Annotated in this window: 9 protein-coding genes and 2 pseudogenes; 5 read left to right on the forward strand and 6 right to left on the reverse strand. The window is 68.0% G+C overall.

Features of this window, described 5'->3' with window-relative positions; genetic code table 11:
• Positions 1 to 228: 228 nt before the first annotated feature.
• Positions 229 to 1,353 carry an amidohydrolase family protein gene (locus AOK23_RS19000; RefSeq protein WP_055713888.1) on the reverse strand — a complete coding sequence of 375 codons (1,125 nt, stop codon included), beginning with the start codon at positions 1,351 to 1,353 and terminating at the stop codon, positions 229 to 231.
• Between the two features lie 588 nt (positions 1,354 to 1,941).
• Here AOK23_RS19000 and AOK23_RS47940 point away from each other — a divergent pair.
• On the forward strand, positions 1,942 to 2,196 hold the full coding sequence (locus AOK23_RS47940; RefSeq protein ID WP_055713889.1) for a hypothetical protein: 255 nt from the start codon (positions 1,942 to 1,944) through the stop codon (positions 2,194 to 2,196).
• Between the two features lie 276 nt (positions 2,197 to 2,472).
• Here AOK23_RS47940 and AOK23_RS45185 read toward each other — a convergent pair.
• A pseudogene (locus tag AOK23_RS45185) lies at positions 2,473 to 2,703 on the reverse strand (transposase); the annotation flags it as partial.
• Positions 2,704 to 2,744: 41 nt separating this feature from the next.
• On the opposite strand from AOK23_RS45185, the gene AOK23_RS19010 reads away from it, so the two are divergent.
• Both AOK23_RS19010 and AOK23_RS19015 read left to right on the forward strand, forming a co-directional pair.
• Positions 2,745 to 3,170, forward strand: a complete 426-nt coding sequence (locus AOK23_RS19010) for an aromatic-ring hydroxylase C-terminal domain-containing protein (RefSeq protein WP_055713890.1) — start codon at positions 2,745 to 2,747, stop codon at positions 3,168 to 3,170.
• A gap of 86 nt (positions 3,171 to 3,256) precedes the next feature.
• Positions 3,257 to 5,407 (forward strand): MMPL family transporter, encoded by a 2,151-nt coding sequence (locus AOK23_RS19015; protein ID WP_055713891.1) that lies wholly within the window; start codon positions 3,257 to 3,259, stop codon positions 5,405 to 5,407.
• Between the two features lie 206 nt (positions 5,408 to 5,613).
• Here the strand turns inward: AOK23_RS19015 and AOK23_RS19020 are convergent, their stop codons facing one another.
• Entirely contained in the window at positions 5,614 to 7,065 is a 1,452-nt protein-coding gene (locus AOK23_RS19020) for a HAMP domain-containing sensor histidine kinase (protein WP_055713892.1), read from the reverse strand.
• The gene (locus AOK23_RS19025; protein WP_055713893.1) at positions 7,062 to 7,754 is read right to left on the reverse strand and encodes a response regulator transcription factor; all 693 of its coding nucleotides are present in this window, start codon (positions 7,752 to 7,754) and stop codon (positions 7,062 to 7,064) included. Before AOK23_RS19025 ends, AOK23_RS19020 begins: the two co-directional genes overlap by 4 nt.
• A 220-nt stretch (positions 7,755 to 7,974) precedes the next feature.
• On the opposite strand from AOK23_RS19025, the gene AOK23_RS19030 reads away from it, so the two are divergent.
• Positions 7,975 to 8,730, forward strand: coding sequence for an Atu4866 domain-containing protein (locus AOK23_RS19030; protein ID WP_055713894.1), 756 nt, complete (start codon positions 7,975 to 7,977; stop codon positions 8,728 to 8,730).
• Positions 8,731 to 8,889: 159 nt separating this feature from the next.
• Here AOK23_RS19030 and AOK23_RS45190 read toward each other — a convergent pair.
• Positions 8,890 to 9,212, reverse strand: a pseudogene (locus tag AOK23_RS45190) (SDR family NAD(P)-dependent oxidoreductase); the annotation flags it as partial.
• Positions 9,213 to 9,615: 403 nt separating this feature from the next.
• Positions 9,616 to 10,236, reverse strand: a complete 621-nt coding sequence (locus tag AOK23_RS19035; protein WP_240496450.1) for an MmyB family transcriptional regulator — start codon at positions 10,234 to 10,236, stop codon at positions 9,616 to 9,618.
• A 767-nt stretch (positions 10,237 to 11,003) separates the two neighbouring features.
• Here AOK23_RS19035 and AOK23_RS19040 point away from each other — a divergent pair.
• Entirely contained in the window at positions 11,004 to 12,140 is a 1,137-nt protein-coding gene (locus AOK23_RS19040; RefSeq protein WP_055713895.1) for a PQQ-dependent sugar dehydrogenase, read from the forward strand.
• Positions 12,141 to 12,195: the final 55 nt, after the last annotated feature.

Below are 12,195 nucleotides of genomic sequence, written 5' to 3' on the forward strand. Positions count from 1 at the left end.
GGGACTCACCGGCGCCGAAGCAGTGCTGAAGAATTCGAGGCCGTCATGACCACACCGGCCCCACAGGCCGCGTGACCGAACCTGTCACCCAAACCTGCAGCAGACCCAAGAGCATGCGATCCGCCGTTGCATGAAGACCGCGTGATGCGGCAGCCGCGCATCGCATACTTTGACTGTACTCTCCGCATTACAGTCAAAGAATTTTCCACTTCTGCCGACGCTGGCGCGTCACTTCACGGGCACTTTTATTCCAAACAGTTTTTCCGCATTTCGGAACGCAATTTTTTCCTTGGCTTCGCGTGGTAAATCGACTCCGCGGAACCAGTCGGTCTGCTCCTTTATGTCCGCGAACGGGTAGTCGGTTGCGAACATCACTCGATCCACGCTTATGTACTTCAGCAGGAGATCGAGCAGTTCGGTCTGGGGGAATGCGCTGGTTGTGACCCAGAAGTTGTCCTGGAAGTATTGCCCGATGGGCTTCTCGAGCGAGTCTTTGGTCGGCTCGCCCATGTCATTGACGATCCGCTCGTAGTAGAAGGGAAGACCTTCGCCCATGTGGCCGATGATGATTTTCAGTTTGGGGAATCTGTCGAAAACCCCGTACGCGATCATCCGAATGCATTGAGTCAGCACCTCCTGGTGCCAGCCATATCCAGACCCACTGAAGATGTAGTCTTGGTACTCTTCCGTGTATTTAGACCGTGTGGTGCTGTAGTAGATCTTGAAGACCTCGTCAGCTGGATAGCCGGGATGCAGGTAGATCGGCACATCGAGAGCAACGGCACGTGCCAGCACAGGCTCGAAATCGGGATGATCGAGATACTTCTTCGCGATGTGTCCGTTGGTCAGTGCGCCCAAGAAGCCATCTTCCCGAACCGAGCGTTCCAGTTCGTCCGCCGCCGCCTCCGGGCTCTGTAAGGGCAAGGTGGCGAAAGCCTTGAAGCGGCCCGGATATTTGGCGATTGGCCCGTCTACGAGTTGCCGGTTAAGACGATAGGCAAGGTCGATGCCCCTTTGCCCAGGGACATTTTGTACGGAGGGTGTATGAGCAGAGAGGATTTGAACGTTGAGTCCCCCCGCATCCATATCGCCGATGCGGCGTTGGCCTAGATCCGAAAGACCAGTTTCCTCAAGGAACGCTATGTGATCCTGATTGATGGAGTTCAGCTTCAACAACGTGGGAGTCGTAAAGGTCTCCTCCGTGCCGATGAAGGGCAGGTCCCGGTCTCGCAATGCAATGTCCGGAGTCTTGTTCCCGTCCGCTGCCGAAACGGCGGCATACGCGGACACGCCGGCACCAGCGCCAAGTGCCGTGGCAGCGGCTAGAAAGCCGCGACGTCCCATAGACTTCATGTCAGTCTCTCTTCAGGTGTTTGTGTGGTGTGGTATCCGTACGGCATCCGTCTGCGAGATGCTTCAGTTCGACCCTTCGTCGTTACCAGACGCGCCCAGGTGTCCGCCCACGCCGCGTCCCCCGCTTCGACCTCGACGCCAGCCACGCAGGTCCCGCCGAAACACTGCCAGCCGAGACCAGGGGTCTTCGCGTCCTGCTCGCGCACCGCGGCAGCGCCGCCCGGCGGCACCCCGTACACGTCGGCGTGGTGCGCGATGGCAACGGTCTCCGGTGCGAATTGGGTCCCGGTCAGGAACGCCGTCTCGGTCAGGCCCGGATCGCACTGTTGTCGGCGTGCGACCCGCGGGCGGCGACAGGGAACGCCGTCGCCAGCGCCCTGGTGGCCGCCCCGAACCTCAACCGCCCGGGCGGCGCTTTCCCTGACGGCGCTGCGTCGACTGCCATCACTCGCCTCCTACATACGGGTTGCATCGCTTATCTGGATGCCTACTTCCTACCGAGCGAACCTGAGACGAACGTTAGAACCCGTCCTTAAACCGTCGCGGTGCAGAGGCCGGACGGATGCTCGACGGCCGACGCTGTCGCATATGGCTCTCCACGCCCACTACCCGCTGATCGCCTTCGTTGGAGAGCGGCTCTTCGTCTATCGGACCGAGTTCGTCGCCCCACCCTCCTGGGCCGCCGCCCTCGGAAGTTTCGGCTTCACTCTCTTGACTGCGGCGGAACTCCTGTCCTCGCTGGAGGACGCAGACACTTCAGCTCTGTCCAAGGCGGAGTGGCGCCAGATCAAGCACTGGCAGCCCGCGACTCTTGACGCGGCGATCTTCAACTCGTGGGACTGACGGGTCACTCAACCTGCGATGGCACGCGTTCAAGGTCCGGTGGCGCAGGACCACCGTTCCACTCGTCGGCGCGTACACCGAGGCCCGGCGCTCCAACAGAGACGTCATGCCAAGTGCCGTTGTGGAGGCTGCCGTTCGCCTGCCAGGCGGGCGATACGTCCCCCACCGTGATCGTGTGTCTGCACCGCCTGCGCCCCCGCCGCCGACAGGGCCTCCGCCTCCGAACCGATGGCAACGGGCGCGGGCGCGATGGGCCGACCGGCACGCTCTGCCAGGCCTCGGGTGGACCCGGTCCCACGCCTGGGTTTCGGCCTTGCCGTAGTTGGTGGTGTCGGTGACGGTGGTGATCGCCGCCTCGGGTCAGGTCTCGGGGTTGGCGAAGCGGAACTCCTTGCCGTGCTTCGGCGGTCGCCCGCCCTGGGGACAGGCCAGGGCGTACTCCTTGATCGAGGGCTTCGGCAGCCGCATCACCCGGTCGCTGCGGATCCGCCCCACCAGCCCGACAGGAGCCCTGATGCGACCCGGCCCGCAGGAGGGCGCTGTGGGAGATGTTCTCCGACCTGATGGACCTCGACGACGCCCACCGGTACGTCGCCGACCCGCTCGCCGGCATGGACGCCCGGTACGACCTGGGCGACGACCACCGGTTCGTCGCCACCCTGTGCCCGGACATGAAGTTGACGCTAGAGCGGCCCGACCCGGACGTCGTCACCGCGGTGAACCGGTCGGCGGACCTGCTGCGTGAGGGGTGTGGGCCCCTGCTCGACCTCGTCGACCGTGTGGAGGCCCGCGACGCCGCGGCCGCGTGGAGCGGACGGGTCAACACCGTCACCGCCCGCTCGGGCCGGGTGGACGTCGATGCGTTGCTCATCCGGCCCGACGGCCTCGTCGCCTGGGCCTTGCCCACCGGGCAGGACCTCGACGCCACCACGCTGGTGCGTGCGCTGGGCACATGGTTCGGCCGACCGGTCTGAGCACCGCATTAACAGTCGTCTCAGGTTCGCTCCGTAGGAAGTCGGCATCCAGATGAGCGATGCAACCCGTATGTAGGAGGCTAGTGATGGCAGTCGACGCAGCGCCGTCCGGGGGAGCGCCGGGGGGCCGGTTGGCGGGCCGGTGGGTGCCGTGGTTGGTGATTGGTTTGTGGTTGGTGCTGGCGGCGTTCATGGTGCCGCTGAGCGGAAAGTTGAGTTCGGTCACCACCGACAGCGCCGTGGACACCCTGCCGGCCGGTGCCGAGTCCACCAAGGTGGCAGCGCTGGACGACCGTCTCCCCGGCGGTGAGGACAGCACGTTCGTCTTCGTGTACCACCGGGCCGGCGGCATGACCGACGCCGACCGCGCGACGGTCGAGCGCCACTACGACACCCTTGCCAAGCGGTACCCGACGAAGGCGACGGCTGCGGTCGGCGAGGACGACGAGGGCTCACCGACGAGCCTCTCCACCGACCGCAAAGCAATGACGTTCACCCTCGAGGTGAGCACGGCCTACGGCCCACCGGAGGAGATCGTCGGCCCGTTGCGTGACGCCGCGAAGGACCGCCCCTCCGGTCTGGAACTGGACGTGACCGGCCCGGGCGCGATCGACGGCGACATGGATGCCGTCTTCGACGGCATCGACGTGCAGGTCCTCCTCACCACCATCGTCGTCGTCACGCTCCTGCTGATCCTCACCTACCGCAGCCCGGTGTTGTGGATCATCCCGCTGGTGGCCGTCGGCGCGGCCGCACTGACCTCGATGGGGACCGTCTACCTGCTCGTCAAGGGCTTCGGCATCGTGGTCAACGACCAGAACTCGGCGCTGCTGACGATCCTGGTGTTCGGCGTTGGCACGGACTACGCGCTGTTGCTCATCGCTCGATATCGGGAGGCACTGCACCACCATGAGAGCGTCCGGGTCGCGATGGTTCAAGCGCTACGCGGCGCGGCGCCGGCCATCGTCGCGTCCGCGGCCACCGTGGTCGCCGGCCTGCTCTGCCTGCTCGTCGCGGACCTGAACAGCACCAGCGGGTTGGGTCCGATCGGTGCGGCCGGCATCCTGTGCGCGCTGGTGGCCATGCTGACGCTGTTCCCGGCGGTGCTCGTGGTGCTCGGCAGGAGGATCTTCTGGCCGGCCATCCCGCGGTTCAGCACGGCCGTGGTGGAGAAGCCGGGGCTGTGGGGACGGCTCGGCACCGCAATCAGCCGCCGCCGGTGGTTGGCGACGCTCGGCTCGCTCGGATCCCTCGGCGTGCTCGCCCTCGGGCTGGCGGGCAACACCGGCGCCCTGCGGGAGCAGGACCAGTTCCTCTCCGCGCCGGAGTCGGTCACCGGCTTCACCGTTCTCCGCCAGCACTTCCCGGAGCTCGGCGGCCAGCCGATGGAGATCTTCACACGGCCGGCGCACCAGGAGCGGGTGCTCGACGTCGTCAAGGACACTCGCGGTGTGGCCCTGGCCATCCCGGAGCAGACCAGCGGTGGCTGGGCCAACATCTCCGTGTTCCCGAAGGACGCGCCGGACACCGCCGCGGAGTACGACACGATCAAGCGGGTGCGCACCGCCGTGCACGCGGTGAGCGGGGCGGAGGCGATCGTCGGCGGGCCGAGTGCGGAGAACCTCGACACCGAGGTGACCACCAAGCGCGACGAGAAGCTGGTGATCCCGCTGGTGCTCGCCGTCGTCCTGATCGTCCTCGGACTGCTGCTGCGCGCGATCCTGGCCCCGCTGGTCCTGATGACCACCGTCATCGTCTCATTCGCCGCAGCCTTCGGCGGCAGCGTGTTCGTCTTCGACACGATCCTCGGGTTCAAGGGCATCGACTATTCGGTGCCGCTGCTGGCATTCCTGTTCCTGGTGGCGCTCGGCGTCGACTACAACATCTTCCTGACCAGCCGGGCCCGGGAGGAGACCGTGCGTCTCGGCACCAGAGAGGGCATGCTCAAAGCCCTCTCGGCCACCGGTGGCGTCATCACCTCGGCAGGCCTGGTCCTGGCGGCCACGTTCGGGGTCCTCGTCACACTTCCGCTGGTGATGCTGGTCGAGGTCGGGTTCCTGGTGGCCTTCGGCGTGCTGCTCGACGCCCTGCTGGTGCGGTCGGTCCTGGTGCCCGCCCTCACCTTGCTGATCGGCCGCCGGATGTGGTGGCCGAGCCGGCTGTCCCGTCCAGCGGCAAAGCTGCCGGACGGTCAACAGCCGCTCGCCGACGAGGAGGAGCCCGCGCTGCAACGGTGAGCGCGGCGGCACGGACGAGATCCGGGACGGGGACCCAGGCCCGCCCCGGATCTTTGATGGGGCTCGACGGCCGCCGCCCTTTGGGCCTACGCCGTGCGGCCGGGGCTGGGGTCGGCGCACCGCGGTGTCCTGCCTTGACGGTGAGCCGCGCGGGGCCATGCCCGAGGGCCGCCGTCCCTTGTCCCGCGCCGCGCCGCCGGGGCGGGTCAACACGCCGCGGTGTCCTCCCCGGTGGTGAGCCGCGCGGGCGGGGCGGGCGGGGCCGCGGCCGGAAGGTCGATGCGAAGCAGCGCACCACCGCGTGCGGAGCGGGCGACGCTGGCCCGGCCGCCGTGGGCGTCGACGACCCGCTGCACGATCGACAGCCCCAGACCGGATCCCGGCAACGCCCGGGCGCTGTCGGCACGGTAGAACCGGTCGAACACCCGCGGTACGTCGGCGGCGTCGATGCCCGGCCCGGCGTCGTCGACCTCGAGCACCACCGACGCGTCCTCGGCACGGAGCCGGACCTGGACCGGCTGGTCCGCGGGGGACCACTTGCCAGCGTTGTCGATGAGGTTGAGCACCGCCCGCTCGAGCGCAGCGGGACGCCCGCTCACCCACACGGAGGTCACGTCGAGCGCGACCTCGACGTCGGGCGTGCGGGAACGTGCCCGGGTCGCGGCGGCCGCCACCACGTCGGCGAGGTCGAGCAGCTCGGTGTTCTCGTCGCTGACGTCACCGCGCGCCAGGTCGGTCAGCTCGGCGACAAGGGTGCTCAACTCGGCCACCTGGGCGCCGAGATCGGTCAGCAGCCGGGTCCGGCTCTCCGCCGGCAGTGCGCTGTCCAGGGTGCCGCGCCGATCGAGCCGGATCAGCAGCTCGACGTTGAGGCGCAGGCTGGTGAGCGGGGTCTTGAGCTCGTGGGCGGCGTCCTCGGCGAGCAGCCGCTGGGCCCGCCGGGAGTCCCGGAGCGCGGCGAGCATGTCGTTGATCGACTGGATCAGCCGCCGGATCTCCCCACCGCCCTCATCCGGGATGCCGGCGTCGAGATCCCGGGTGTGCGCGACACGTACCGCGGCGGCGGTCAGCCGGTCGATCGGTGCCAGCCCGGTCCGCGCCACGGTCCGCCCGACAAGGGCGCCGCCCACCACGCAGAACAGCCCGATCAGCAGCATGCCGAACCCGAACTGGTTGATCGGGCTGTCGTCGGCGACCTGGGCCACCTGGACCGCGCCGTCGCCCGCCCGCAGCGTGTAGATGAGGTAGCCGTCCTCGTCGCTGTCGTCCGACTCCATCAGGTCGGCCGACGCGCCCTGCGCCACGCGCCCGGCGTGCTCGCTGACGGGGGGCAGGGCGGGTTGGCCGGCCGGCGTCCGGGTCGAGCCGTCGGGCAGGATGACCCGCACCAGCCGACCGGATCCGGGATACGGCGGTAGCTGGACCTGCGCCAGACCGGCGCGCTGCGCGTTCGTCGCCAGGACGCGGGAGTCGGCGCGCAGCTGATTCTTGGCGCTGTCCTGCAGCTCCCAGCCCAGTAGTTGGCTGGCCACCTGGAAGGCCACGAACACGCTGACCGCGATGGCCGTCGCCGCGATCACCGTCAGCCTGCTCCGCAGGGACCGCCGGCGCCACCATCGGGTCAGCCGGCGCGGTTCCCGGCTGGTGGGCCTGCTCACGGAGGAGTCTCCCGCAACGTGTATCCCAGGCCGCGCAGCGTGTAGATCAATCGCGGCTCACCCTCGGCCTCCATCTTGCGGCGCAGGTAGCTCACGTATACCTGGAGGTTGTTGGCGGTGGCGCTCATGTCGAAGCCCCAGATCGCCTCGAACAGCGCGTCGCGGGTCAAGACCCGGGTCGCGTTGCTCATGAGGACCTTTAGGAGGGAGAACTCGGTCCGGGTCAGGCGCAGCGGCCGCCCGCCCCGCCACGCCTCGAACCTGTCGGGATCGAGCCGGACGTCGGCGAACGACAGGATCTGCGACTCCCCGTCGGTCGGCGTGCGCCGGCGCAGCAGGGCCCGCACCCGGGCCAGCAACTCCTCGGTGGCGAACGGCTTGGGCAGGTAGTCGTCGGCGCCCGCGTCCAGCCCCGTGACCCGGTCGGAGACCTGGTCACGGGCGGTCAGCATCAGCACCGGCAGATCCCGACCCGCGGCCCGCAACCGCCGGCAGGTCTCCAACCCGCCGAGGCGGGGCATCATCACGTCGAGGATCAGCAGATCCAGCGTGTCGCCGTCGGCCCCAACGACCCCGTCGAGCACGGCGAAACCGTTGGCGACGGTGCTGGTGTCGTAACCCTCGACCTGGAGCACCCGCTCCAGCGACTCACGGATGGCCGCTTCATCATCCGCGATCATGATCCGCACGCCGGCCCGCCCCCTTCCAGTCGACGTTTTTGCCGCCCATTGTCCCCGATCAACCTGAGGCCAGGATTAGAGCGTCGCTGGGGACCGCGTTCTCAGTGCGTGGTGGCAAAGCGGATCTCGTTCGAAGCCTGCGGTGCGGGTGATCATTCGGACAGAGATGCCGGTGTGCTCGTAGGCATGAAGGGGACACCGATGAGGCGACTCCACCTAGGAGCACGCAATGACCATCACCGACACCGGCACGGTGCGTTGGAACCCCGAGGCCCTCGACGAGATCCTCTCGAACGACGAGGGGCGGCCCATCCTGTTCACCAACGCCCGCATCCTGACGATGGACCCGCTGATCGGGACCATGACCGGCGCCGACCTCCTGTTCGTCGGCTCCCTGCTCGTGGGCGTCGGCCCGGGAATCATCACCGCCGCGGGCGACGACAACGCCATCGTCGTCGACTGCACCGGACTGACCATCGCCTCCGCCGTCGTCGACACCGTCGCGCTGGCCGGCGGCCGTGGCCACCGCTCGGAGTACGTCGCGACGCTGGCTCCGGGCAACATCCCCGACTTCCTGGTGGTGCCCGACGAACTCGCTGCCGCCGTGCCGAACGCGGTAGCCATGCTCATGACCCGGCCGGAGCAGGTCCGGGCGCTCGTCGCGGCCGGCCGGCCGGTCCTGTGGTCCGGCACCGACGTCCCCGGCCGGGCCGCCGCGCCCGAGGCGGGCATTCCGGCTGCCGAGGATCTGACCGGCAGTCCGCGTGTCGGCGTCTGGATCGACAGAAACGGCTTCCTGCACCAGGAGCTCACCGCCGACGGCCGCTACGACGAGATCCGGGGCGGGCGCCCGCACGCCTACCAGGGCAGGTACTGCATCGACGGCGACCGCATCGACTACCTGGACGACCTCGGCTTCTGGGCCTACGGAGAGTTCCAGGGCGACGAGCTGCGCCACGCGGGCTACGTCATGAAGCTCGGCTGATCCTGCGCCGTTCAACGCCTCCCTGGTTCCGATCCTGCTGGTTCCGATCCTGGGTGCGCGGCACCTGGGGAAACCGCGGCCTGGTTGCCGCAGCGGGCACGGCCGAGGCTGGTGTTCGAGCACCTCGTCCGTCCCCCGGCGACCCACTTCCCAGCCCTCCGACAGGGAGCTGGCGTCGAGGAAGTCGGTGCGGAAGACGCCCGGCTCGACGACCATCGACTGGATCCCGAACGGCGCCATCTCGGCGGAAAGCGCCTCACTGATGCCGGCGACGGCGAACTCGACGCGCAGTACAGGCTGACACCCGGCTCGCCCTCGAAACCGGAACGGGAACCGATGTGCACCAGCCGACCCGAACCCTGCTTGCGCATGACGGGCAGCACGGCGGGGGTGACGTTGATCAGACCGAAGACGTTGAGGTCGAACAGCGACCGGGCCTCCGCGTCGGTGATCTCCTCCAGTGCGCCGAGCAGGCCGCGGCCCAGCGGCAACCAGTGGGGCCACGACGCCCAGTCGCAGCAGCAAGCGGCTCAGCCACGGACTGCGCCCTCCGGGACCGCGCCGCCCACACCAGCGAATCAGAAGCACGCAGAAACAGCGGCTCATAGCGCGCAAGAGGCATACCGTTGGCACCCTGAAATTATGCGCAAACGGAAAGACCGGGAAGCGGTCGAAAAGCCGCACCCGAGGACGCGGAAGACGTGTGACAGCTGACTCTCGATCCGCCGGAACCCGGCTGGGTACGGATTTCCGGCTATCTCCCGTCCGGAATTCCGGGGTAGGAGTGAGGAATGAGCGGCAGCAGTTCGGGGTGGGGCGCGTGCCGGTCCCGCCGGCGTACACGCGGGTCCGGAGCGGGAGACGGTGTTCCGGCTGTCTCCTGGTTCAGGCGCCGCGTCCGGGATTCTGCTGGTGAGGTACCTCGGGTGCGCTGGGGGAGCCCAGCAGGGCCAGACCGTCGGCGGAGGCTGAGCCCGGCTCGGCCTGCAGGATGATGAGTTGCTGTCCTGGGACGCTGCGGATGTAGAGGGCCTCGTGCCTCAACTCCAGGTCTCCCACGACGGAGTGGTGAATCTGCTTGACCTCATAGGGCGGGACCCGGGTGTACTCGCGTGCCCACAGCGAGCGGAACTCACCGCTGCGCAGCGACAGTTCACCGACCAGCTCCAGGATGCGAGGATCCTCCGGCGCGCTCGCGGCGGTCTGCTGAAGGTCGGCGACCGCACGATCACGGGCCCGCTCCGGGCTCCGGTAGAAGGTCTTCGCCGCGGGGTCCAGGAAGAGCATGCGCAGTACGTTGTCGTGCTGCGCGAAGTCGCGGTAGAGAGCGTCAGCCAAGGCGTTGGCGGCCAGCAGGTCCTGGGCGTGGCCGATGATGAAGGCCGGAGTCCGGGTCCAGCTCTCGATCAGTTGCCGCAGGTGCGGGCGGACCCGCTCGACCCGGGAGGGAGACTTCGTGCGGCGGGCTGTCGGCTGGGCCAGATGGAACAGTTCCCTCTTGTCCACGTCTGTTGGTTGCCGACCTCGGTGATCGATGTCTCCGGGGCGCATCAGCAGTCCTTCCGGTGACGGGTTCGACCGTACGTACCGCCGCACGACGCCTCATGGCTCGCGGGATCGCTTGGACCAAGGCGGTTTCCACTGGGCCTGGCCGACCTGGCGTGCCTGGCGGCATGCTGGTGAATCGGGGAGTCCACGTTCACCGTCCATTTGATGCGAATTGCGCCGGTAGAGGTCCCCCGGCGGGAGTGACTTGGCCAAGCAGTCGTTTCCCCGGGCCGGAGCCTCGTTGCCCAGATGCCCTACGCCACGGCGTTGAGCGCGGAGTGCAGGGCGTAGAGGACCGCAGGAAGTGCGCCTACGAGCCCGGTCACAGCCGCGATCGCCACGGGCAGCCGCTTGTTGACGTTGTCGGTCGAGCTGCGTGGAGGGCTCTGCGCCCTTCCGGGCGATACGGTGACGGATGCCGCGTTCGCGGAGCCCTCGGTGCGTGCGGGTGCCTCGTGGTCAGGGCCCTTCCCGGTGGGCCCTCGTCCGAGGGGTGCGACACCGAGGGCGCTCGGCCGTTCATCAGGCTGGCGCGACGGAAGGCGGAGCGAAGGCATATGGGCGGAGTTGTGGTCTACACCAGGCGCCTCTGTCTCACTATCCTCATCTGTGGCCAGTAGCACACCGTCCCCCACCCGGGTTGCGTGCTGGCGCGGGCGGCACCCCTGAACCTGCCCAAGCAGCCGGGTGACCTTCCCGTTCGCCGCCCCTCCAGGAGGATCACGGTGAAAGTTCGTACCAGAAGCTCGGCGATCATCGGCACCCTTTGCCTCGTCGCTTCCCTCGCGTTAACCACGGCGTCCGCCGACGAGCCCGCCACCCCACGTCAGGCAGTGAAGGTCGCGCTCAAGAAAGTGGCCATGGCCAAGAATCCGGTCGCCGGCACGGCCGGTCCCGGTGGCACGATCTGGATAGCCGAACGTGCAGGCACCGTGAGGGTCTTGGGAGATCAAGGGCTTGGCGAGCCCGTTCTCGACATATCCGCCGAGACCACCACCGATGGCGAACGCGGCTTGCTGGGCATCGCGTTCGACAACGGGTTCGCACATTTCTACATTTCGTTCACGAACCGCAATGGCACCAGCACCGTGGACGAATTCGCCGTGCGGGACGGCAAGATCCAACCGGACACTCGGCGCACCGTCCTCACCCAGACGCAGCCCTACTCGAACCACAACGGCGGCGACATCGCGTTCGGCCCCGACGGCTACCTCTACATCGCGTTCGGCGACGGAGGCTCAGGTGGCGACCCGCACGGCAACGGTCAGAACCTCGGCACGCTGCTCGGCAAGCTTCTGCGGATCGACCCGAGCGGCGCCAAGCCGTACGCGATCCCGCCGGGCAACCCCTTCGTGGGCGACCCGAAAGCGAAGGACGAGATCTGGGCGTACGGGCTGCGCAACCCGTGGCGGTTCTCCTTCGACGCGGGCACGGGCGACCTGCTGATCGGCGACGTCGGCCAGAGCGCCTGGGAAGAGATCGACTGGGCCCCGGCAAGCAGCAAGGGCGGCGAGAACTACGGCTGGTCCCAGATGGAGGGCAACCATCCCTTCCGGGGCGGCATCGAGCCCGCGAACCACGTGCCGCCCATCCACGAGTACGGCCGCAATGGGCGGGGTTGCTCAGTGACCGGTGGATACGTCTATCGAGGCACAGCGATCCCGAACCTCAAGGGCCACTACGTGTTCAGCGACTACTGCGACGGCACCCTCCGCACTCTTCAGATGGAGAACGGCAAGGTGACCGGCGTGAACGACCTCGCAGTCAACGGCGGCTCGGTCGCCTCGTTCGTGCAGGACGGCAAGGGCGAGCTGTACGTGCTCGACCTGAGAGGCAGCGTCTCCCGCATCGACCCGGCGTAACGACTACGGGAAGAAGCCGCCGGGTAGCGAGTATCACCCGGGCTCACTGGATCGC

Source organism: Streptomyces torulosus, from assembly GCF_001419765.1.
GTDB lineage: Bacteria > Actinomycetota > Actinomycetes > Streptomycetales > Streptomycetaceae > Streptomyces > Streptomyces torulosus.

Excerpts from the sequence above, each read along its gene's own strand:
- AOK23_RS19015 (WP_055713891.1), top strand. The coding sequence starts at position 3,257 with ATGGCAGTCGACGCAGCGCCGTCCGGGGGAGCGCCGGGGGGCCGGTTG.
- AOK23_RS19000 (WP_055713888.1), bottom strand. The coding sequence starts at position 1,353 with ATGAAGTCTATGGGACGTCGCGGCTTTCTAGCCGCTGCCACGGCACTT.
- AOK23_RS19010 (WP_055713890.1), top strand. The coding sequence starts at position 2,745 with ATGTTCTCCGACCTGATGGACCTCGACGACGCCCACCGGTACGTCGCC.
- AOK23_RS19030 (WP_055713894.1), top strand. The coding sequence starts at position 7,975 with ATGACCATCACCGACACCGGCACGGTGCGTTGGAACCCCGAGGCCCTC.
- AOK23_RS47940 (WP_055713889.1), top strand. The coding sequence starts at position 1,942 with ATGGCTCTCCACGCCCACTACCCGCTGATCGCCTTCGTTGGAGAGCGG.